The sequence below is a fragment of the Bradyrhizobium sp. 2S1 genome, assembly GCF_011516625.5.
Classification (GTDB): Bacteria; Pseudomonadota; Alphaproteobacteria; order Rhizobiales; family Xanthobacteraceae; genus Bradyrhizobium; species Bradyrhizobium septentrionale.
Genome location: NZ_CP147717.1, coordinates 3,574,521 through 3,595,877, shown reverse-complemented (window position 1 = coordinate 3,595,877; position 21,357 = coordinate 3,574,521). Strand labels below are relative to the sequence as shown.

Here is a 21,357-nt window from a genome sequence, read left to right as displayed (position 1 = left end):
CACTTTTTCGGATCATGCTCTAGCGCGACCACCAGCATTAGGTTTGCTCCCGCGGCTCCGGATGGCGAAATCCGAGGGCGAGCGGTTGGTCCATTTCTTGAAGGCCTTTCGAAAACTGGTCGCGTCGGCAAAGCCCACGCGCTCGGCGACCTGATCGATTGCCAGATGGGTGTTCTCGAGCAGCTCGGTCGCCACCGACCGCCGCATCCCATCGACGATCGCTTGGTAGGACTGGCCGTCCTCCGCCAACCTGCGGTGAAAGGTCCGCAACGAGAGCCCGAGCTGGGCAGCAATCTCCGGTGCGGCCGGAAACCGGTTGGGACTGTTAAGGCACGCGGCACGAATCCGCCTGGCAAGCTCGGATTCGCCGGGACGCTCGGTCATCACGACGTCGCAGAGCTGCTGGCAGATCTTGGCCGTGATCGGATTTGCGTTCGGGCACGGCAGATCGAGGACCTTTGCGTCGAAGTGCCACTCCATGCGATCGGCAGCAAAGTCGATCGGGCAGTTGAACATCCGTTCGTAGTTGCGCCAATGCACGGGCGGCGCGAACGGAAAGATCATCCGCTTGCTCGGGAAGGGTGCTTCAAGCACGCGGCTGAACACGGCCGTCATCGAGCTGCGCCAGAATTCCGCGGCAAATGGCAAGAGCTCGCCGAGCGGATCGAGCCCATGGCTGCGCAGGATGGCGGTGGTGCCGTGCTCGATCCGGAAGCTGATCTGTCGCACGGCAGGCCCGGCCATGGTGATGTGATCGAGCGAGAACAACAGCGCCTCGCCAAATGTCCGGCTCGACACCAGCGCATAGCCGTAGATGCCGTAATCGCTGATGCGCTGCCGCGCGCCGGCGAGCAGTCCGATGTCGGATCGTTTCGCCAGCCTGATGGCGTTGCGATAGATCGCCAGCCGTTGGCGATGCGAGATGCGCGCGTGCGGATCTTCCAACTGCGTGGCATCGAGACCGGTGCGCGCGAACAGTTCGCGAACCGAGACACCCTGCGCCGCGAGCTCAGCGGCCAACGCACCGAGGCCGAGCAGGCTCTGCGTCGGTGCATCGGGATCGCTCGAGATCGGCATCACGATCTTGATCGGCTTCATGGCTTCCTCCGGGTCCACCTGGCACAGTTTGACAGGCGGATGAATCGGCTCTTCCGGCCGCTTGGCAATTTTCGACATCATAATTGGCAGAGCTTGACGTTGTCACGCTTGTTATGACGAGCGACATTCAAACCGTTGAGAACGGCGGGAACTGTGCAAAGCAGCCCGCGATGAGGAAACGCCAGTCGGCCGCGTTCTGCGGCGGAAGCCGGCTGTTGGCCCAGGATCGAGCGAGGAACGGCATGACGATTGTAACTCACGAGATCGACGGCAAGGTCGGCGTGGTGACGCTGGCCAAACCGCCGCATAATCTGCTCGACGATCAACTCATCAATGCAGTGGTCGGCGCCTACCACGCGGTGGTCGCGGCCGGCTGCCGCGCCATCCTGCTGCGCAGCGCGATGCGGCATTTCTGCGCCGGTGCGGAGATGGCGTCCTGGGGAACGGGCACCAAGCTGCATACCGATCAGGCCGGGCTCGAAAAGGTCTGGCGCAGCCTCGAGGATGTGCCGGTGCCCACGGTCGCCGCCGTCAACGGCGGCGCGCTCGGCGGTGGCCTCGAACTCGCGTTGACGTGCGACATGATCGTCGCTGCCGACACCGCCTTCTTCGGCCAGGTCGAGGTGGCGGTCGGCTTGCTGCCGCTGCTCGGCGGTACCCAGCGGATTGCGCAGCGCGCCGGGATCGCGCGCGCCAAGGAGATCTCGATGCTCGGCCGGCGGCACACGCCCCAGACATTCGAGCGCTGGAACATCATCAATCTCGTCGTCCCGGAAGCGGAGCTTGCCGCGTCGTCGATGATCCTGGCCCGGCAACTCGCCGCGGGCCCGACCAAGGTCATCAACGGCATCAAGATGCAGGCGAACCTCGAGGCGCGCGGCGGCATCGCCGCCGCCGATGCGCGGCAGGTCGAGATCAACGACATGATCTGGCAGGCCAGGGATCGGCAGCGCGGTGCCGATGCCTTCTTTGCATCCGGTCCCGCAACTGCCGTCTTCGAGGGAGACTGACGATGTCCGCTGCACCGCTGCAGGACCTGCGGGTGGTTGATTTCACCCGCGTGCTGGCCGGCCCGCATTGCACCAAGGCGCTGCGCGACCTCGGCGCCGAGGTCACCAAGATCGAGCCGCCATCCGGCGATATCGGCCGCGCCGGGCTGCCTTTTGTGAACGGCATGGGTCTGTATTTCGTGCAACAGAATGCCGGGAAGCGAAATCTCAGCATCGACTTGAACTACGCCGAGGCGCGCGAGATCGTCGCCAGTCTGTGCCGCGACGCCGACGTCATCGTCGAGAATTTTCGGCCCGGCACCCTGGCGCGGTTCGGCTTCGGCTATGACGACGTCCGCGCGTTCAACCCCGGCATCATCTACGTGTCGCTCAGCGGCTACGGGCAGTCCACCTCCTGGCGAAACAGGCCGGCCTTCGCGCCGACGGTGCAGGCCGAGACCGGTCTCACCTCGATCGTGCAGGATCATTTCGGTGCGGCATTGTCCGAACCGCGCGGCGATTCCTGCAGTCATGCCGATGTCTATACCGGACTGCAGGGTGTGATTGCCGTGCTCGCCGCGCTCCAGCATCGCAACCGGACCGGCGAAGGCCAGCATGTCGACGTGTCGATGGCCGCGACCATGCTGTCGGTCAACGAGCGCGCCGGCGCGATGCTGTCGGAGGTCGACACCGACGGTGAGCCGATCGCGCTCTCGGCCAACGAATCCCACATCTTTGAAATGTCCGACGGCACGCGGTTGACGATAGCCGCCAGCCCGATCTATTCGCCGATGTTCACGCGCTACTGCGCGATGATGCGGCGAAGCGATCTGCTGGCCGATCCGCGCTACGCCACCGCCAGGTTGCGCAGGGAAAACCTCGCAAGTCTGCTCGCCGAAATTCGTGCCTGGCTCACGACATTCGAAAACCTCGAGCAATTGCAGGCGCAGGTGAGCGAGGCGGGGCTTGCGGTCGGGCAGGTGAGAACCGTCAACGAATTCGCAAGCTCCGACTGGGTCAAGGAGTGGAATGCGGTGGTCGAGGTCGACGACCGCGCCGGCGGTCTGGTGCGCATGCCGGGCAACCCCTGGATCTTCAGCGGCTCGGAGCTGCCGTCCCCCGGCGTGCCCGCCTATCAGGGCGAGCATAATGAAGCCATCCTCGATGAGCTCGACGTCCCGTCCGAAACCGTCCGGGATCTGCAGCAGCGTGGCATCCTGCTCAGCCGCCGATAAGCGTTTCGGGCTGTCGTCCCGAAGCCGTCCGCGGGCCGCCGGCCGGCCGCCGTTTCGTCGCGGCCGGGAATTGGCCGCGAAGCCGCCCTGGCCGCGCCTGCCATTCCGCGCCCAAGTTCACCCGACAAGTTCACCCGGCGTTAGGGAAAGCCCGGGACAATGGGGAGGGGGCACCGGAACACCGCGCGCATGCGAGCTAGTTTTCCAGAACGGGTTGAGCAGGGCGATCGCGACGCCCTCCGCGATTCGTTGCCGTCAAGGAGCCGGCCGCTCGTCGTCGATGTCGACGAGGTCATGATCGGGGAAAGCTCTTTCCCGGCGGATTTCCCGTCCGGGATCGCCGGCCGCTTTCGCGCCATCGCTGCGGCGATTGCCACCGCCTTCGAACCGGAAGCGCGATCGGCGCATGCCGCTGGCGTCTCTCGCTTCGATCCATCCCGCGCGCAATTCGACCGCGACACCGTGACGTTCCTGTTGCAGGTCTTGGGCGAAGGCCGCCCGGTCTATCTTTGCTCGGAAACCTATCCCGAGCCGTTCGTCAGCGCGGTTGCCGAGCATCTCGGCGTCTTCACCGCCTGGGCTGCCGGACCGGGAAGCCAGTCGCCGGCCGCACAGAGCAACGACTTTCCTTCCGCGCTCCGTCAAGGTTTCGACTACATCGGCAGCGCGACGGCCGCACTGCCCGATTTCGCGTCGCCCGTGGCGCGCCCCGCCGCATCCGAGCCGGCCGCGCCTCCGCGCGCCGATGTGCGCAGCTGGCTGAAGCTGTTCAGGGTGCATCAATACGCCAAGAACGCCCTGGTGCTGGTGCCGCTGTTGACCGCACACAAATTCGCGCTGGGGTCGGCCGCGACGTCGCTGCTCGCCGTGATCGCATTCTCGCTCTGTGCATCGAGCGCCTACATCCTGAACGACCTTCTCGACATCACGGCCGATCGTGCGCATCCGAGCAAGCGCAACCGTCCGATCGCAAGCGGCGCCATCACGGCGTCGCAGGCCGTCCGCGCGATGGCCCTGGCGCTAACAGCCGCATTCGCGATCGCCATGCCGATATCGATCGAGTTCGGTGGCGTCCTGCTGGGCTATTTCGCGCTGACCACGTCCTATTCGCTCTGGCTCAAGCGCATCGCGACCGTCGATGTCGTCGTGCTTGCCACGCTTTACACCGTGCGAGTAATCGGCGGCGCGGTCGCGATCGACGTGCCGATGTCGGAATGGCTGCTGGCGTTCTCGCTGTTCATCTTCATGTCGCTGGCGCTGGTGAAACGCTATACCGAGCTCGCCAGCCAGCCGGACGGCGCCGTGCTGGCGGCGCGCAGCTACCAGATCGAAGACAAGGCGATGGTCGCGATCCTTGCGGCTGCGTCGGGCTTCAACGCCGTCGTGATCTTCACGCTCTACATCTCGTCCGATACGGTTCGCGCGATGTACAGCCATCCGCAACTGCTTTGGGTCGGCTGCCCGATCCTGATGTACTGGATCGGCCGCGTGATGTTGTTCGCGCAGCGCGGCCTGATCGACGACGATCCGGTGATGTTCGCGCTGAGGGATCGCGCCAGCTGGGTCGCCCTCGGCGCGATCGGCGTCATCATGCTCGCCGCCATCTAGCAATGTCGGCGCTTGCCTTGCCAGGACGTGTGAGTGCGGCCTCTGATCCCAGCGGGATCCGTCTCTCAGGTTGGGGCAACTATCCCAAAGTATCGACCGAGCTGCTCGCGCCGCAGACGCGAGCCGGCGCGCGCGACTATCTGCTGGCGCGCTCCGGCGTCGTCGCGCGCGGGGCAGGGCGGGCCTATGGCGACGCTGCGATCGGCGCGCAATCAACGATCTCGTCACGCGGCCTGAACCGGATGCGCAGCTTCGACGCGGCCACCGCCCGATTGACGGTCGAAGCCGGCGTGACCATCGCCGACATCCTCGCCGCCTTCGAGCCGCGCGGCTTCTTCTTAAAGGTCGTGCCCGGCACGAAATTCGTGACGGTGGGAGGCGCGATCGCCGCCGACGTGCACGGCAAGAACCACCATCGCGACGGCGGCTTCGGTTCTATCGTCGATTCCTTCCGCCTCGCGTTGCCGGGCGGCGAGATCGTCAGCTGCTCACGGTCGGAGAACGCTGCGCTGTTCGCGGCGACGCTGGGCGGCATGGGCCTGACCGGCGTGATCCTCGATGCGACGCTGCGGCTGCTCCCGATCGAGACGGCCTGGCTGCGGCAGGACACCCGCGTCGCCGGCCATCTCGATGCGGCGATCGATCAGTTGGAAAGCAGCGCATCGGCCACCTATTCGGTGGCCTGGATCGACTGCCTTGCGCGCGGCGCGGCGCTCGGACGCTCGCTGGTCTATCTTGCCGAGCACGCCACGCGCCGCGACAAGGACATGCTCCGGCCCGATCTCGCGCCGTTCCCCAGCCCGCGCACTCAGCGGCTGTCGGTGCCGGAGCTGTTTCCCGGATGGCTGCTCAATCGCGCATCGATGCGGGCGTTCAACGAGCTGTACTTCCGCCGCGGCGCGGCGCGGCAGGGCGAGCCGCGGCTGGTCCATTGGGATCCCTATTTCTTTCCGCTCGATGCGATCGCCGACTGGAACAGGATCTACGGCCGGCGCGGCTTCGTGCAGTATCAATGCGTGATCCCGCTCGACCGCGCGCGCCGTGTCCTTGCCGAAATCCTGGACCGCGTATCGCGGCGCGGCGATGCGTCGTTCCTGGCCGTGCTCAAGCCGTTGGGCGATGGCGGCGGGCCGATGTCGTTTCCGCTTCGCGGCTATACGCTAACGATGGACTTTCCTGTCACCGACACGCTGTTCGCGTTTCTTGACCAGCTCGACGCACTGGTGGTCGATGCCGGCGGCCGGCTGTACCTCGCCAAGGACGCGCGGCAATCGCGCGCGACATTCGAATCCGGATATCCCGGCCTCGCGGCCCTGCGGGACATCCGCCGGCAGACTGGGGCAAATACGCGCCTCGTGTCGCATCTCTCAGCACGGCTTGGAATTTGATGACCGACACAAGATCAGTTCTGGTGATTGGCGGCAGCTCGGACATCGGGCACGCGACCGCGCTGCGCTATGCCAAGGAGGGATGGCGCGTGATGCTGGCGGCTCGCGATGTCGAGGCTGCCGAGCGCAACGCGGACGACATCAGGACGCGAAGCGGCGTCGAAACGTTGGTTCAGGCGCTGGACGTCTTGCAGACCGGGCAGCTTGCCGGCTTTGTCGCCGGCCTTCCTGTGCTGCCGGATACGGTGGTGTGTGTCGTTGGCGAGCTCGGCGACCAGCTGCGCGCCCAGGCCGATCCGGAGCTTGCGACGACGATCATGCGCACGAATTTCGAGGCGCCCAGCCTGCTGCTCGAACGGTTCGCGCAAGCGTTCGAGACGCGCGGCTCGGGCACCATCGTCGGGGTCAGCTCGGTCGCGGGCGATCGCGGGCGGGCGTCGAACTACTATTACGGCGCGGCCAAGGCCGGCTTCTCGCAATTCCTGTCCGGCCTGCGCAATCGTGTGACGCTCGCCGGCAAGGTCCGCGTCGTCACCGTCAAGCCCGGATTCGTGCGCACCAGGATGACGGCGCATATGAAATTGCCCGCTCCCCTGACCGTGCAATCGGATCGGGTTGCCGAGGATATCTTCCGGGCGGACGTGACGAAGCCGCGTGACGTGATCTATGTGGCGAGGCGGTTCTGGCTGGTGATGACGATCATCTGCGCGCTGCCGGAGTCGACTTTCAAACGGATGCGCATCTGACACCGGCCTCGGTGATCGCTTCCGTTCTTGAACTGCGCAGCAGCACAATTCCGACAATCAGCACAATCAGCGGAACGATCGCGAAGCCGCCGATCGAGAGCACGTCGAGCCAGTCTGCGCCTTGGTGGGACGACGCCATCTGCGTCGCCTGCAGGTAGCCGGCCGCCCCGATCGGAATTGGCAGCGCGTAAATGATCCCCCGTTCCCACTCCCGCGCGTTCGCCAGCAGCGCCGGCAGCAACAGCGCCAGGCCGACGCTGAAGACCAGGAAATCGTAGTCGTAGGCATAAGGGCTGATGCAGACCGAGACGATCGCGGTGAGGCCAAGGCTCTCGCGTGCGGGCATCGTGCGGTAGACCGCAATGAGGACGACGGCGAGCGCCAGCACGGCGACGATGCCCTGGGCGACAAACGATCCCGACGCGGACACCCCCGCCGTTCGCAACGCCGCATAGATCGAGATCATGCGATGCATCGGATAGTTGCCTTGCTCCAGGAACACCGACGAATCGCGTACGCTCTGCAGGAACGCGCTCCAGATCTCGACGCCGAACACCGCCGTAGAGATCGCTGAACTGATCAGCACGACGGCGGCGGCCGTCATCACAACCATCCAGGAGCGCCGCAGGATCGCGTAGACCGCGAACGCGATGGCGAGATGCGGCTTGATGATCATGAGACCAAGCGCCGCTCCGGCGACGACTGGTCGCTCTTCGAAGAACAGGCAAACCATTCCGATCAGCGCGGCCGTCAGCAAGCCGTTCTGTCCGCATGCCAGCGTGATCCCGATGGTCGGGAAGAAGACGATCAGCACGAGCACGAACTGGCTTCCGGCAAGGCGGCGCAGCACGGCGAGGTAAAGCGCCAATGTCGAGCCCGCGAACAGCAAATAGGCGATCCCGATCGGGATCAGCGCAAACGGCGCCAGCAGCAGGCCAAATTGCGGCGGATAGGTCCACGACATGAAGCCGTTGTGCCCGCCCGAGGCCTCTCGCTGGATGACGATGAGCTTCGCGAACCGATAGGCCTGGTCCATGTCGCCGAGCCACACCAGCTTTGCGGTGATGTAGAAGGCGGCAAAGTCGACAAGTTCGCGGCCATGCCCCAGCCCCACCTGCCACAACCACACCGCTTTCAGAACGATGGCGATGGCCAGCAGCGCGAGGATTCCACGTGTGTAGGCGGTGCGCTTCGAGGCGGTCGACTGAATTGTTTCGAGGGTTGTTGCGAGCATCAAGCCGGGCCCTGTTACGGCAATTCAGGCTAGATCGAATAGGTTAAGCAGTCGAAAAACCGGGCGGAACCGGGTAGTGCCAAGGTGCCCGGTTCGACCGGCGCCGGTACCCTTCATGCGACTTTCGCTGGACGCTCCGTCGGCGCCAATGGTAACGGCTGAGATGACCATTTGATCGAGAGCCGCATGCCGAAACCTCCGCCTCCTTCCGCCAATCGCGGGCCCGGCCCATCCCCGGTCCTGCAACGTGCCGTGGTCGCGTTGCAGATGGGGCAGGTCGTCGAAGCCGAGCGGCTGGCGGCGGAGGTGTTGAAGGCAAACCGGACCGATGTCGGCGCGGCTTCGATCCTGGCGCGGGCGCTGATGGCGCAGAACCGCAACGAGGAGGCGATTGCGCCGCTCGAGCGAGCCGCCCGCCGCGTCGAGGATGCCGGTATCGAGACGCTGCTCGGCGCGGCGCTCGGCGCCGTCGGCCGCCGCAGCGAGGCGATCGATGTGTTGCGGCGAACCACCGCGCGGCGGCCACCTTTCCTTCCCGCATTTCAGGAGCTGGCAGGGCAATTGGCCGCGGCCGGTCGCGTCGACCAGGCGGTTGCCGTCATCGAGAGCGCGATCGCTCTCGCGCCTGGGACCCTCGAGTTGCAGATCTTGCTCGCGCAGCTGCTGCCCGATTGCAATCAGCGCAACCGAGCGCGCGAGATTCTGGAGAAGCTGCGCACCGTGGCGCCGGGACATCCCGCAATTCTGCCCGCGCTCGCGCGCGTGCTGCTGCTCGATGGGGAATACGCTGGTGCGGCGGAGCTCTATCGTCAGGTGCTGGCGCAGCGCCCTGACGACCCCCTGACGCGTCTTAGCTACTCCGCCTGTCTTCTGGAAATGGGCGACCGCGCCGCCGGCGAAGCCAATCTACGTTTGGCGTTGCGCGGCCGGCCGCAAATGATCGGCCGCACGACGGCCGCGCTGACCATGTCATCGCATGGCCGCTTCTTCTTCCGTCCCAGCGGGTTTGCAAAATTCCTGAGCTAGGCGGTTCAGCCGCTGGTGCACGGAATTGTAGGATGGGTAGAGCGAAGCGAAACCCATCGATTTATGCCCGCGGCGCAGATGATGGGTATCGCTTCGCTCCACCCATCCTTGTAATAACGCGATCGGTTATCGTCGGCATATTCCGAGAGGAATGGCCTGTCGCGGTTAGCGACCGCGACAGGCCGCTGCCGATCGGATCGCACCCATCCTGAGCAGTTCGTGGCTGCCCCGTAGCAGGATCGCGCCAGCACCTTCATCGGACCCGGATGGTTGCCGGAACGGTTAGGTTCGCTTCACAAGGCGGGGTCGACGAGGATGACACAGACTAGCACAAGGACGGCTGGAATCGATACGTCCAAGAGCAAGCTCGATGTTGCGGTTCACGGCCGGACCGAACATTGGCAGGTCGCCAACTCACTGGCGGGATGGCGTATTCTGACGACCAAACTGGCCGAGGCTGACGTGAGCCGAATCGGTATCGAAGCGACCGGGGGCTATGAGCGCGGCGCGGTCGAACACCTGCGTGCGGCAGGCTTCACGGTGCTGGTGCTGCAGCCGATCCAGGTCAAGGCGTTCGGCCGGGTGCATCTGCGACGCGCCAAGAACGATGTGCTGGATGCGGTGTTGATCGCCGCCTGCGCGGCAGCGATCGAGCAGGTCAGAGATGCGCCCGATCCGCGCCTGGCGGAGCTGGCCGAACATCTGACCTTCCTCGAGCAGATCGAGGACGACATCAAGCGCTGCAAGACCCGGCTGGAGCATATCGATCAGCCCGCGCTGAGACGCCTGGTGCTGGGTGACATTGCCCGGCTGAAGGCACGGCGGCTCGCCCAGATCCGTTACCTTGCCAGGCAACTACGCGCTCACCGCGATCTCGCTGCCCGCCTTGACCTCGTGCTCAGCATTCCCGGGATCGGCGAACGCACCGCACTCGCGCTCTTGATCCGCATGCCCGAACTCGGCCGTGTCAGCCGCGAGGAGGCTGCGGCCCTCGCGGGGCTCGCGCCCTTCGACAACGACAGTGGGCAACATAAAGGCCAACGGCGCATCACCGGCGGTCGGGCTCGGCTGCGACGTTCGCTGTTTGCTGCGGCGCTTCCGGCGGCATTCCGCTGGAACAAGGCCCTCATTGTGCTCTACACACGCCTAACCGCAGCCGGAAAGGCCCACAACGCAGCTCTCATCGCTTGCGCGCGAAAGCTGCTGATCTATGCCAACACTGTCATCCAGCGCGGAACGCCTTGGCGCGAACAGGCGTCCGCGACTTAATGGTTGCTACGAGACTGGCGGTCTGTCATCGACTGGTTTGCGTTGATGGGAGCGGAGTTGGTCGCGCCCTGCGCCCTCTGCGAGAGGAGAGCGCGGAAAGAAGAGCAAAGCTCGGAAAGATCATGTCGCGAGAATACAAAGCTGCGTCCCCATTAAAGCTGTCATCGCCCGGCTCGACCGGGCGATCCAGTACGCCGCAGCCTCTCGGTTCAAGCACCGGCGTCTCTGGAATACTGGATCACCCGCATGCGCGGGTGATGACACCGAGTACTTGGCTGTTTGACATTGAATCAGCTGTGAATCCCCCCACCCCCGAGCAAAGCCTTCGCCTTTGTCGCTGGAGGAGGCAGCGACAAAGGCCGTGCACGCCCGGTCTACGTCCGAAACTGCCGACGATACAGCCCAGACTCGCGGGCGATCCTCTTGGACAGTTCCTGTGCGCGCGATGTTTCATCCGGCGTCATCGCCGCGGTCTGCGGGACCCAGTTTTCGCGTTTCACCGGGAAGCATTGCGCAATCGGCGTGCCCTTGGGCAACACGCCGTTGAAATTGGTGTCGTGCCAGCGTGCCGGGAAATGAATCCAGCTGTCGTGAAACAGATCGCAATCGACCAGGCCGGTCAGTGTGGTGAAGGGCAGGTCGAACCGATTGACCGGATGCGTGAAGAACAGCGAGTAGCCCGCCGGCGCCTCGATGGTCCACAGATTGACAAACTTGATGACGAAGCGGTCGGCCTCGAACAGCGGCGAGCCGACCACCTGGCTTTCGTCGTGGAATCCGACCGGCGAGCGCGGGAATTCGAGCTCGCCCCCGGCCGGAAGATCGTTGTCCCATGTGATCGCGCCATTCTCGACCTTGAGATCGCACACCAGCGGCAACAGGAAACCTGATGTCATCGCATCGACGAATGGCGGGCAGCGCTTGACGGTATCCTCCTCGCGATTGCTCATCGCGTTGAAGGACTGCGTCGGCATCGCCTTGAGCCATCCTGGAAGACCCAATGACGCGGGCACCGGCGGCGGAATCTTGCCCTCGAGCTCCGCCGGACAGCGGAATTTGATGGTCATCGCTTCGTTGTTGTTGGACACGGCTTTGGCCTTGGTTCGTTCAATGTCGGCAGCGCCCTTGCGCCAGTCGCTGCTGATCTAGCACGCGATGACGCCGCGGAGAAAGCAGCCGCATCTGCCGCGGCGCGAACCGCGGTATGGAGCTATAAGCTGTTGTTATCGTGACGGATAAGGCAAGTCCTCTGTTCCCGGTTCGACGCACGCCAATGCTGCTTTGTCGCGTCGTTCCGTTCGCCGGTGTGCAAGACTCAACCGACAGGCATTGGCTTTCGATGCCTGTCGGGCGCATCATGGCGGGTGTCGCTGACGACGGGATTTGCAAGAGGTAACGGAGGGACCGATGGCCGAATCGAAGGTTGAGACCGCCAACACCGCGGGCGCCGCGCCACCCTCCGGCGAGAGCGGCGGCGTGAGCGAGCTTGCGATCGCAACCGTCCGCACCGTGCCGATCGAGCAGGCGCAGTCTCGCACCGAGCACGATCTGCTCGGCGAGGACGATGTGCCGGCCAACGCGCTGTGGGGCATCCATACCAAGCGCGCGGTGGTGAACTTTCCGATCACCGGCGTGCCGGTCGGCCATTTCCCGGAATTCGTCCGCGCACTGGCGCTGGTGAAGCAGGCGGCCGCCCGCGCCAACAAGCGGCTCGGCTATCTCTCGCCCGAAAAGGCCGATGCGATCGACAAGGCCTGCACCCTGATCGCGACCGACAAGGTCTATGCCGAGTCTTTTGTCGTCGATGCGATCCAGGGCGGCGCCGGCACCTCGACCAACATGAATGCCAACGAGGTGATCGCCAACGTCGCGCTGCGATTGATGGGCAAGAAGCCTGGCGACTATCACACGCTGCATCCGAACGACGACGTCAACATGGCGCAATCGACCAATGACGCCTATCCGACCGCGCTGCGGCTCGCGGTGATTTTTGCCACCCAGCCGCTGGTGCGCGCGCTGGATGACCTCGCATATGCCTTCAAGGGCAAGGCGGTAGAATTTGCCGACGTTTTGAAGATGGGTCGCACCCAGCTCCAGGACGCGGTGCCGATGACGCTCGGTCAGGAGTTCGACGCCTTCCATGCCACCGTGAAGGAAGACGTCGCACGGCTGAACGAGATCTCCTCGCTGTTCCGCGAGGTCAATCTCGGTGCCACCGCGATCGGCACCGGGATCAATGCCGACCCGCGCTACGCCGCACTTGCGGTCGAGGAATTGTCGCGGCTGTCCGGCCAGCCGATGGTGCTGGCCTCGAACCTGATCGAGGCGACGTCCGACCTCGGCGCCTTCGTGCTGTTCTCGGGCGTGCTGAAACGCGTTGCGGTGAAAGTGTCGAAGATCTGCAACGACCTTCGCCTGCTGTCGTCGGGGCCGCGCACCGGCATCGGCGAGATTCGGCTGCCCGCCGTGCAGGCCGGCTCATCGATCATGCCCGGCAAGGTCAACCCGGTGATCCCCGAGGTGGTCAACCAGGTCGCTTTCCTCGTGATCGGGCACGATCTCACGGTGACGATGTGCGCCGAAGGTGGCCAGCTCCAGCTCAATGCGTTCGAGCCGACCATCGGCTACTGCGTGCTGAGCTCGCTGCGCATGCTGACCGCGGCGACCGACACGCTGACCAAGCGCTGCGTCGACGGCATCGAGGCCGATCGCGAGCGCTGCCGTAGCCTGGTGCAGGGCTCGATCGGCCTGATCACGGCGCTGGCGCCGGCGCTCGGTTATGAGGCCTCATCGCGCGTGGCGCGCCGCGCGCTGAAGGAGAACCGCTCGGTCGCCGATATCGTGCTGGAGGAAAAGCTCCTGACCGAGGCGCAGCTCAACGAGTTGCTCGAGCTCGAAGCCATGACCCGCCCGGCGCGCCGGCAGCCGGTGCCGAAGGGGTGAGGAATTCACGAAAAGGGCAAGCCAGACTGCCAAGCATCAACTCGTCATGCCCGGGCTTGTCCCGGGCATCCACCTCTTTGGCGTGCGCCAGCAGGAAAGACGTGGATGGCCGGGACATAGGCGAGCGGAAGCGACGCCGTCCTTCAGACGGCTATGCCCGGCCATGACGGAGAACGTTGATTCGCGAGCGCTACAGCGTCTTGATGAACTCGATCAAAGCGCGGCGCTCGTTTTCCGTCAGCTCCGGCCCGATCACGCCGGTGCGCTTCTCGTTCGAGAATTCGTGTCCGGAGTTGCTGTTGCCGCGCTTGGTGGTGTCGAGCACGAAGCCGTTCTTGACCTTGTCCTTCCAGGCATAGCCGAGATCCTTGGGATCATACTCGCGGCTGCCGAGATAGAAGGTCGAGGGACGCTCCTTCACCGGCGACAGCAGTGCGTAGATGGTCGGGACCGATCCGTTGTGCAAATAGGGCGGCGTCGCCCAGATGCCGTTGAGCGGCCGGACCTTGTAGGCGAGCGGCGCCTGGATCTCGTTCGGCCTGTAGCCGTTGATGCGCTTGCGATCCTCCGGCGGGGTCTTGTTCTGGTCGTACCAATAGTCGACGGCCTTCTCGACGAGGTCGCCGAGCGCCGGTCCGAAACTGCCGTCCTTGATCTTCAGATTGGCCGGCGTTTCGACCGTACGGTGTGCAAGGCTCTCGGCCTGCGCGCCGTCGGTGCCGATAAGGCTGATCGGAATCATCTCGACGTCGAGCAGCGGCTGGCCGGCGTCGTTCTTGATCCAGCGCTTCTTGTCCTTGAACAGCGCAAAGGCCTCGCTCGCGGGCAGCGCCTTGCTGTCGATCGCCGGGCCATGGCAGCCCTGGCAGCGCGTCTTGTAGAGCCCGCCGCCTGTCTTCGCGAGATCCATGTTGATCGGCGGCAGGATGTTCTCCGGCCATTTCGGCGACGCCAGGCCGCCAAAGCCCTTGTCCTCGCTAGGCGGCTCGCCGGCGATCATCCGCTCCATCTCGTGCAGCACGTCGACCCGCGCGCTCGACTTGAACAGGCCCCTGGATTCGTCGAGCAGATTGAGCTCCGCGCTGACGCCGAGCGCCTCGCCGGCATTGCGCACCATCGGCTGCATGATCGAGCCGTCATATTGCACCCAGCTGAACCATGGCGCGTTCCAGATCCGCGGGAAATGCACCGGCGCCGAATGCGAGGCGTAGTTGTCCGGATTGTTCAAGTCGATCGAAAACACCTGGTTGCCGATCCGGTTCAGCGCGTCGAGCCGCGCATAGCCTTCCTCGACGCTGTTGGCGGCGACCTTGGTCTCCAACGAGTTGATGTTGGCGTATTGCTTCAACACCAGGTCGAGTTGGCCGCGCAGCGCCATGCGCTCGTCGAGGCTCGCATCCTTGCCGAGGATCTCGTCGGCAAAGCGCGAGAAGCGGCCCGGCCAGAACCGGGTCAAGAGCAGCGAGACGCCGACGCTCTTCTGGAATTCGAACAGATTGGTGTTGGCCGACCCGCCGTCGATCACGATCTCGGTGCCGCGATAGGTGAAGCTTCCGGTGTGACAGGCCGCGCAGGTCAGCCCGACCCCGGTCATGTCGGCCTTGCTGTGCGGGTTGCGCCAGGGCGTGCCATTGGCATCCGCCATCGGACTGCCCTGCGCGAAGCCGATCGGCAGCGCATCGGGCTTGCCCGGGATCACAGTGTCGGGAATAAAGCCGAAGCGGCCGAGATAACTAGTCTCGCTGAGCCGCGGCGCCGCCGTGAACAGCGGCCAGACCGTCGGCTGCTCCAGCGCCATGAACCATTCATGGGGAATGCCGAAGGTCCGGGTGCCCTGGTCGGCGTGGTAGAACCAGCGCAGCCGCTCGGCGCTGACATTCTGATCCAGCCACACGCTCTTTGCCGGCGGCTGGTAGTCGACGACCTTGACGCGGAAGCCGCTTACCACCGTCTCGATATCGTCCTTGAAGTAGAGGACGCCGGCGACAATCAGCAGTCCGATGAAGAAGATCGTCTTGCGAGGCATGCCCCGTCCCCCGATTCGTGGTACCCGCGCGTCATATGGACGAGATGTTAAAAATCGCCGAAAACAAGTTCGCGTTCTGCGTGTGTCATGCTGCACACCATCCTACAGTGGCGGCTCTTGGTCTAACAGCGGAAATGTTGCAAAGGCAATGTTGCAAAGGAAACATTGATCGGCTGTGAGCCATCTCACTGGCGGCGTCGTCGCGGCGGCATTTGCGCGCATCGAGGCGTGCGGCTAGAACTATCGGCACAACAATTCTTCGAGATGTCATCTTGAACGCGTCAGGCGCGCAACCGCTCACGATCACGATCTCGGACGACAGCACGGTGTCCGCGCTGCTGCTGCGCCCGGCGCAGGCGCGTGCGGCCTATGTGTTTGCGCATGGCGCCGGCGCTGGCATGGCCCATGCCTCGATGGAGTCGATTGCGGCGGGCCTCGCCGAGCGCGGCATCGCGACGCTGCGCTATCAGTTTCCCTACATGGAGAAGGGCAGCAAGCGGCCCGATCCGCCCGCCGTCGCGCAGGCAACGGTGCGCGCCGCGGTGGCGGAGACCGCGCGGCGTTGCGGCGAACTGCCGCTGTTCGCCGGCGGCAAGTCGTTCGGTGGACGCATAACCTCGCAGGCGCAGGCGAAAGCGCCGCTCGCCGGCGTGCGCGGGCTGGTGTTCCTCGGCTTCCCCCTGCATCCCGCCGGCAAGCCGTCGAACGAGCGGGCCAAACATCTCGCCGAGGTCAAGGTCCCGATGCTGTTCCTGCAGGGCACCCGCGATGCGCTGGCCGAGCTCGACCTGCTCGAGCCTGTGGTGAAGGCGTTGGGTAGCCGTGCGACGCTGCATCTGGTGCAGGAGGCCGACCACTCCTTCCATGTCCTCAAGCGCTCCGGCCGCAACGACCGCGAGGTGATGGCCGAGCTGCTCGATGCGTTCGCGGCGTGGGTCGCCAAGCATTCGTGAGTCGTAACCCATGACCAAGATCCTGATCGTCAATCCCAACACCACCGCGTCGATGACCGCGACCATCTCCACCGCCGCGCAGGCGGTTGCCGCATCCGGCACCGAGATCGTGGCGGTCACCTCGTCGATGGGGCCGGCCTCGATCGAGGGCTTCTACGACGAGGCGTTTGCCGTTCCCGGCCTGATCGAGGCGCTGTTGAAGACGCCCGATGCGGACGTCGGCATCATCGCCTGCTTCGACGACACCGGGTTGGATGCCGCGCGGTCGGCAGCGCGCTACCCCGTGGTCGGCATCTGCGAAGCGGCGCTGGTCACGGCCGGACAGATCGCCAAGCGCATCGGCATCGTCACCACGCTGCCGCGCTCGATCGTGCCGCTGGAGGAACTGGTCCGCCGCTACGGCTTTGCCGATCGCGCCGTGGTCACCGCCTGCGATGTCGCAGTGCTCGATCTGGAGAAGCCGGGCTCGGGCGCCAAGCCAAAGCTGCAGGCGGAGATCGCCCGCGCGCTGGAGAAGGGCGCCGACGCCATCGTGCTCGGCTGTGCCGGCATGGCCGATCTTGCACATGAGCTGTCGGTGCAATTCGGTGTGCCGGTGGTCGACGGCGTCGCCGCCGCGGTGAAGCAGGCGGAGGCGCTCGCCGGTCTCAAGCTCACGACGTCACGCCGCGGCGCCTACGCCTCGCCCGCGGCGAAGGTCTATTCCGGGCCGTTGGGGAAGTTCGCGCCGCCGTCAGCCTGACGTCGCACCGCCATAGATCCGGTCGCGCAGCCGGCGCATGCCGGAGAGCCAGCGCTCGCGGTTGGTGACTTTGCGCTGCATGTATTCCTGCACCTGCGGATGCGAGAGAATCAGGAAGCGCTCCTCGGCCATCGCCTCGATCACCATGCGCGCGACCTCGCCCGGCTGCAGCACGCCGTCGACGCGCGCTGCGCTCGGGCCCGGCGTCGTCATGCCGGTCTGCACCGATTGCGGACAGAGCACGGAGATGCGGATGCCGCGATCGCCATACTGGATGGCGAGATGCTCGGCGAGCGCGACCGCGGCGCTCTTGGTCACGCCGTAAGGCATCGAGTTCAGCGAGGCCAATAGCCCCGCGGCCGATGCGGTGTTGATGAGATAGCCGGAGCCGCGCGCCAGCATGCCGGGCACCAGCACACGCGCCGCGAACACGTGACTCATCACATGCACCCGCCAGCTCACGTCCCAATCGGCATCGGTCGCGGCTTCCTGTCCCTTGCGCGACAATCCGGCATTGGAGAAGAACACGTCGACCGGACCATATTTGTCCTCGGCCGCGGCGATCAGCGCCTTGATGTCCTCTTCGAGCCCGACATCAGCGGTGACCGCAAGCCCGTCGATATCGCCGGCGACATTGGCGAGCCGGTCGCGCGAGGTCTTGAGATCGGCGACCACGACGCCGCGGGCGCCCGCCTCCGCATAGGCCCGCGCCACCGCTTCGCCGATCCCGCTCGCGCCGCCGGTGACGACGCAGACCTTGTCCTTGACGTGCATGGTTCGATGTCCCTGCTTGTTATCGTGGTGGGGCGGATTGTCAGCCCTGATACAGGTCCTTGTCACGCGCCTTCTGGATCGCGAGCGCGGCCATCAGGTCGAGCATCGGGGTCGAGAGGTCAGCGGCGCGGGCAAACGCCGCCGGTGCGCGCACCAGCACGTCGATCTCCATGGCGCGGCCGAGCTCGTAATCCTGCAGGATCGACGGCTTGTGGTCGGGCGCTGGCCCGCTGCGGGTGACGCGCTTGACCGCAGGGATATAGCGCGTCGCGACCGCATTGGCCTCGTCGAGCAGGCGCGGGATCACGTCCTGCATGACAGGATCGTCGCGGACGGCACGCGCGGTCAGTCCGGTCAACAGGCAGAGCACCGACATCGACATGTTGGTGAGCAGTTTCGACCAGATCGTCTCGCGGATTTCCGTGACCTCGGGCGATTCGATCGAGGCTTCATTGAGCGCCGCACGCAGAGTGGCGATGCGCTCGCTCTGCCGGTCGTCACACTCGCCGATCAAGAGGCGATTGCGGTCCGGCGACAGGTTCGCCACCACTCCGGGCGCGATCACCTCGTTAGAGGAGAAGATCACGCCACCGATGATCCGCTCCTTCGGGATAGCGCCGCGCAGCCGCCCGCCGGGATCGAGGAAGCCGAGATCGGGGATGGCGGGATGCTGCGGCGGCAGGCCGAGATCGTACCACCAGGGAATGCCGTTCTGCGCGAACACGATGGCGGTGTCGCGCTGAAGCAGCGGCAACAGCCCGGTCGCGAGCGCGCCGATGCCGGTGGCCTTCAACGTGCTGATGACGACGTCCTGCGGCCCCAGCTCTGCGGGATCGGCCGACGCCTTTACCTTTGCAGTAATCCTGGTGCCGCCGACCTCGAGCGTCAATCCGTTGGCCCTGACCGCGTCGAGATGCGGCCCGCGCAACACGCAGGACACGTCGTGACCGGCGCGTGCCAGCTGGACCGCGAAATGGCTGCCGACGGCGCCCGCGCCGAAAATGCAAATACGCATGAGTGGAACAATTCCTTGCAAACGTGCCGCGTCAGTTTCCACAAGCGCGGGGCATCGCGCAACCCGTCATGCGCGTGGCGCGGTCGCGCGCGCTTGAAAGTGATGGATCAAGGCATCTCCGCTCGCCATAGTGCAAGGCTAGTACAAGGCAAGAGCAATGCCGAACGAGGGAGAAAAATCATGTCGGCCAGCCCAGTCCTGTGGAGCCTCGATGCGCGCGGGGGCGCGACCGTCACGCTGAATCGCCCCGAGGTCAACAATGCGTATGACGGCGCGCTGATTGCGGGCGTGCTGGCTGCGATCGACGACCTCTCGACCAAGCCGGTGCGCGTCGTGGTGCTCAAAGGCAATGGCAAGCATTTCCAGGCCGGCGCCGACCTGAAATGGATCAACGGCGTGCGGCCGAAATCATCAGAGGAGAACGAGGTGGCGTCGCGCGCCACCTTCGAGGCGGTGCAGCGCCTCAACACGCTGCCGGTCCCGACGGTCGCACTGGTGCAGGGCGGCTGCTTCGGCGGTGGCACCGGCGTGATCTCGGCCTGCGATGTGGTGATCGCGGCGGATAACGCGCTGTTCTCGATCACCGAGGTGCGCTGGGGTCTGACCGCGGCGATCATCATCCCGCAGCTCTGCGACGCCATCGGCGTCCGCCAGGTGCGGCGTTACGCGCTGACCGGCGAACGCTTCGGCGCCGAGGATGCCCGCCGCATCGGCCTCGTGCATGAGGTGGTGCCGCTCGCCGATCTCGAAAGCGCCGGCGCCAAGGTCGTCGAGCAGCTGCTCGGCAACGCACCGGATGCGATGGCCGAGACCAAGAAGCTCGCGATGGAGAGCTCGTTCGGCGGCATGGGCGTGGACGACGACGCCTACAAGCGCCTTGTCCATCTGCATTCGGCCAAGCGGCAGACCGCCGAGGCGGCCGAAGGGCTCGCGTCCTTTGCCGAGAAGCGTGCGGGCCGGTGGGGTGGCAAGGCGTAAGTCTCTCTGTTTCGCTCAGCAGCCGTTGCAGATGCCGCGGATGCTGCGGTAGACCTCCGCGTCGTCGCGGCGCATCTGTTGCAGCTGATCGAACGTCTTCGATTCGCTCGACGGCGTCGCAGGCGCGTCGGGCTTGCGGCGCGCCGCCAGCTCCTGCTCCTGGCGGTGGTAGCAGGCCTCGCGTTCCGCCTTGGCCTCAATGAAGCGGCAGGTCTCGATCGCCGCCGCTGGCCCAGCGAGGATGATGAGGCCGAGCGAAACTGAGATCAGGAGCTTCAAGCGGGCGATCCTTTCGTGGTCTTGTCTCAGGTCGGCGTGCGAGGGGCAAGACCGCCACTGTATCACAACGATTGCGACAGCGATTTCTTCAATGTCTTCAGCAGCGCCTGCACCGCGGCGGCATTGATGCGGCGTTCCGGAACGGCGGCCTTCACCCACAGTTCCGGGATCGGAAACTCAGTGAGCACCGGCTGCAAGGTGCCGTCGCGCAGCGCGTCCGCGACCAGATAATGCGAGAGCAGGGCGATGCCGTTGCCGGCGATCGCGCTTTGCGTCATCACGCGGCCCTCGTTCGAAGAGAGAATCGGGCGCACCTGGATATTGATGCGGCCGCGCGGCCCCTCGAACGGCCATTCCGGTCCGGTCGGCAGGAAGCTGAGGCAGCGATGATCGACCAGGTCGCGCGGATGCTTCGGTGCGACGTGCTTCTTCAGATACGCTGGCGAGGCGCACAACAGCCGCGGCAGCCGGCACAGCGGCTCGTCGACGACGCCGCCGAAGGAATGCGGGAAGGCGCCGATCGCGATGTCAAAACCCTCGGTCACCGGATCGACCGGGCGGTCGATCATCACGATCTCGAGCTTCACGCTTCGGTTTTGCTTCTGGAAGATCGTGAAGGCATCGGCGAGCCGCGCCACCGTCAGCGAGGTCGGTGCCTTGACGCGGAGGTGATCGGTGAGGTCGCGCTGCTTCTCGCCCATCCGCGACAGCAAATCGCCGACATCGGCAACCACGCCGCGGGCGCGATGGACATATTGCTGCCCGGCCTCGGTCAGCCGCAACTGGCGGGTCGAGCGGTGGAACAGCGCGGTGCCAATCCGTTCCTCGAGCTGGGTGACGCGCTTGGCGACGACTGACGTTGCGACGTTGAGCTTGCGCGCAGCGGCGGAGAAGCCGCCAGCGTCGGCGGTGGCGAGGAAGGCCTCGAGGTTAACAAGCGTATCCATCTGCTCTTCCCGTTCTCTTCCTTGCCTTTCTCGATTCGCGAAAGCTGATTACATAATTTGGTGGCTTGTACCGCACTCCGCATCAATTCATAGTTGGCCCAATCAAC

General features: G+C 65.1%; 19 protein-coding genes. 11 read left to right on the top strand and 8 right to left on the bottom strand.

Annotated elements, in window-relative coordinates:
- Positions 1-12 precede the first annotated feature (12 nt).
- Positions 13-1,098 (bottom strand): AraC family transcriptional regulator, encoded by a 1,086-nt coding sequence (locus HAP54_RS16920; protein WP_166301880.1) that lies wholly within the window; start codon positions 1,096-1,098, stop codon positions 13-15.
- Positions 1,099-1,340: 242 nt separating this feature from the next.
- Between HAP54_RS16920 and HAP54_RS16915 the strand changes: the two genes are divergently transcribed.
- From HAP54_RS16915 to HAP54_RS16895, 5 genes are all read left to right on the top strand, one after another.
- Positions 1,341-2,108 (top strand): enoyl-CoA hydratase/isomerase family protein, encoded by a 768-nt coding sequence (locus HAP54_RS16915; protein WP_166301877.1) that lies wholly within the window; start codon positions 1,341-1,343, stop codon positions 2,106-2,108.
- A 2-nt stretch (positions 2,109-2,110) separates the two neighbouring features.
- Positions 2,111-3,322 carry a CaiB/BaiF CoA transferase family protein gene (locus HAP54_RS16910; protein ID WP_166301874.1) on the top strand — a complete coding sequence of 404 codons (1,212 nt, stop codon included), beginning with the start codon at positions 2,111-2,113 and terminating at the stop codon, positions 3,320-3,322.
- Positions 3,323-3,481: 159 nt separating this feature from the next.
- Positions 3,482-4,930: a UbiA family prenyltransferase gene (locus tag HAP54_RS16905; protein ID WP_339156844.1), complete on the top strand. Its 1,449-nt coding sequence runs from the start codon at positions 3,482-3,484 to the stop codon at positions 4,928-4,930.
- Positions 4,931-4,932: 2 nt separating this feature from the next.
- Positions 4,933-6,318 carry an FAD-binding oxidoreductase gene (locus HAP54_RS16900; RefSeq protein WP_166301868.1) on the top strand — a complete coding sequence of 462 codons (1,386 nt, stop codon included), beginning with the start codon at positions 4,933-4,935 and terminating at the stop codon, positions 6,316-6,318.
- Positions 6,318-7,064 carry an SDR family oxidoreductase gene (locus HAP54_RS16895; protein ID WP_166301865.1) on the top strand — a complete coding sequence of 249 codons (747 nt, stop codon included), beginning with the start codon at positions 6,318-6,320 and terminating at the stop codon, positions 7,062-7,064. The genes HAP54_RS16900 and HAP54_RS16895 overlap by 1 nt, the downstream gene beginning before the upstream one ends.
- On the opposite strand, the gene HAP54_RS16890 is transcribed toward HAP54_RS16895, so the two are convergent.
- Entirely contained in the window at positions 7,045-8,298 is a 1,254-nt protein-coding gene (locus tag HAP54_RS16890; RefSeq protein WP_166301862.1) for a glycosyltransferase family 87 protein, read from the bottom strand. The two genes, HAP54_RS16895 and HAP54_RS16890, sit on opposite strands and share 20 nt — an antisense overlap.
- 186 nt (positions 8,299-8,484) lie before the next feature.
- Between HAP54_RS16890 and HAP54_RS16885 the strand changes: the two genes are divergently transcribed.
- Both HAP54_RS16885 and HAP54_RS16880 read left to right on the top strand, forming a co-directional pair.
- Entirely contained in the window at positions 8,485-9,324 is an 840-nt protein-coding gene (locus HAP54_RS16885; RefSeq protein ID WP_166301859.1) for a tetratricopeptide repeat protein, read from the top strand.
- Positions 9,325-9,639: 315 nt separating this feature from the next.
- Complete coding sequence (locus HAP54_RS16880; RefSeq protein ID WP_166299224.1) at positions 9,640-10,593, top strand: IS110 family transposase; 954 nt, start codon at positions 9,640-9,642, stop codon at positions 10,591-10,593.
- 374 nt (positions 10,594-10,967) lie between these two features.
- On the opposite strand, the gene HAP54_RS16875 is transcribed toward HAP54_RS16880, so the two are convergent.
- Positions 10,968-11,660 carry a hypothetical protein gene (locus HAP54_RS16875; protein WP_166216271.1) on the bottom strand — a complete coding sequence of 231 codons (693 nt, stop codon included), beginning with the start codon at positions 11,658-11,660 and terminating at the stop codon, positions 10,968-10,970.
- A 340-nt stretch (positions 11,661-12,000) separates the two neighbouring features.
- Here HAP54_RS16875 and HAP54_RS16870 point away from each other — a divergent pair, with 340 nt between their 5' ends.
- A complete protein-coding gene (locus HAP54_RS16870) occupies positions 12,001-13,536 on the top strand; it encodes an aspartate ammonia-lyase (RefSeq protein WP_166301856.1) in 1,536 nt (511 codons plus the stop codon).
- A gap of 190 nt (positions 13,537-13,726) precedes the next feature.
- Here the strand turns inward: HAP54_RS16870 and HAP54_RS16865 are convergent, their stop codons facing one another.
- On the bottom strand, positions 13,727-15,562 hold the full coding sequence (locus HAP54_RS16865; RefSeq protein ID WP_166301853.1) for a di-heme-cytochrome C peroxidase: 1,836 nt from the start codon (positions 15,560-15,562) through the stop codon (positions 13,727-13,729).
- A gap of 272 nt (positions 15,563-15,834) precedes the next feature.
- Here HAP54_RS16865 and HAP54_RS16860 point away from each other — a divergent pair, with 272 nt between their 5' ends.
- A complete protein-coding gene (locus HAP54_RS16860; protein WP_166301851.1) occupies positions 15,835-16,515 on the top strand; it encodes an alpha/beta family hydrolase in 681 nt (226 codons plus the stop codon).
- Positions 16,516-16,525: 10 nt separating this feature from the next.
- On the top strand, positions 16,526-17,257 hold the full coding sequence (locus HAP54_RS16855) for an aspartate/glutamate racemase family protein (protein ID WP_166301848.1): 732 nt from the start codon (positions 16,526-16,528) through the stop codon (positions 17,255-17,257).
- Here the strand turns inward: HAP54_RS16855 and HAP54_RS16850 are convergent.
- Positions 17,249-18,031 (bottom strand): SDR family oxidoreductase, encoded by a 783-nt coding sequence (locus HAP54_RS16850; protein ID WP_166301845.1) that lies wholly within the window; start codon positions 18,029-18,031, stop codon positions 17,249-17,251. The genes HAP54_RS16855 and HAP54_RS16850 overlap by 9 nt on opposite strands.
- A 40-nt stretch (positions 18,032-18,071) precedes the next feature.
- The gene (locus HAP54_RS16845; RefSeq protein WP_166301842.1) at positions 18,072-19,046 is read right to left on the bottom strand and encodes a 2-dehydropantoate 2-reductase; all 975 of its coding nucleotides are present in this window, start codon (positions 19,044-19,046) and stop codon (positions 18,072-18,074) included.
- 180 nt (positions 19,047-19,226) lie between these two features.
- Here HAP54_RS16845 and HAP54_RS16840 point away from each other — a divergent pair, with 180 nt between their 5' ends.
- Entirely contained in the window at positions 19,227-20,024 is a 798-nt protein-coding gene (locus tag HAP54_RS16840; RefSeq protein WP_166301839.1) for an enoyl-CoA hydratase-related protein, read from the top strand.
- A gap of 15 nt (positions 20,025-20,039) precedes the next feature.
- On the opposite strand, the gene HAP54_RS16835 is transcribed toward HAP54_RS16840, so the two are convergent.
- Positions 20,040-20,303 (bottom strand): hypothetical protein, encoded by a 264-nt coding sequence (locus tag HAP54_RS16835; protein WP_166301836.1) that lies wholly within the window; start codon positions 20,301-20,303, stop codon positions 20,040-20,042.
- A gap of 62 nt (positions 20,304-20,365) precedes the next feature.
- Positions 20,366-21,250, bottom strand: coding sequence for a LysR family transcriptional regulator (locus HAP54_RS16830; RefSeq protein ID WP_166301833.1), 885 nt, complete (start codon positions 21,248-21,250; stop codon positions 20,366-20,368).
- Between the last annotated feature and the right edge of the window lie 107 nt (positions 21,251-21,357).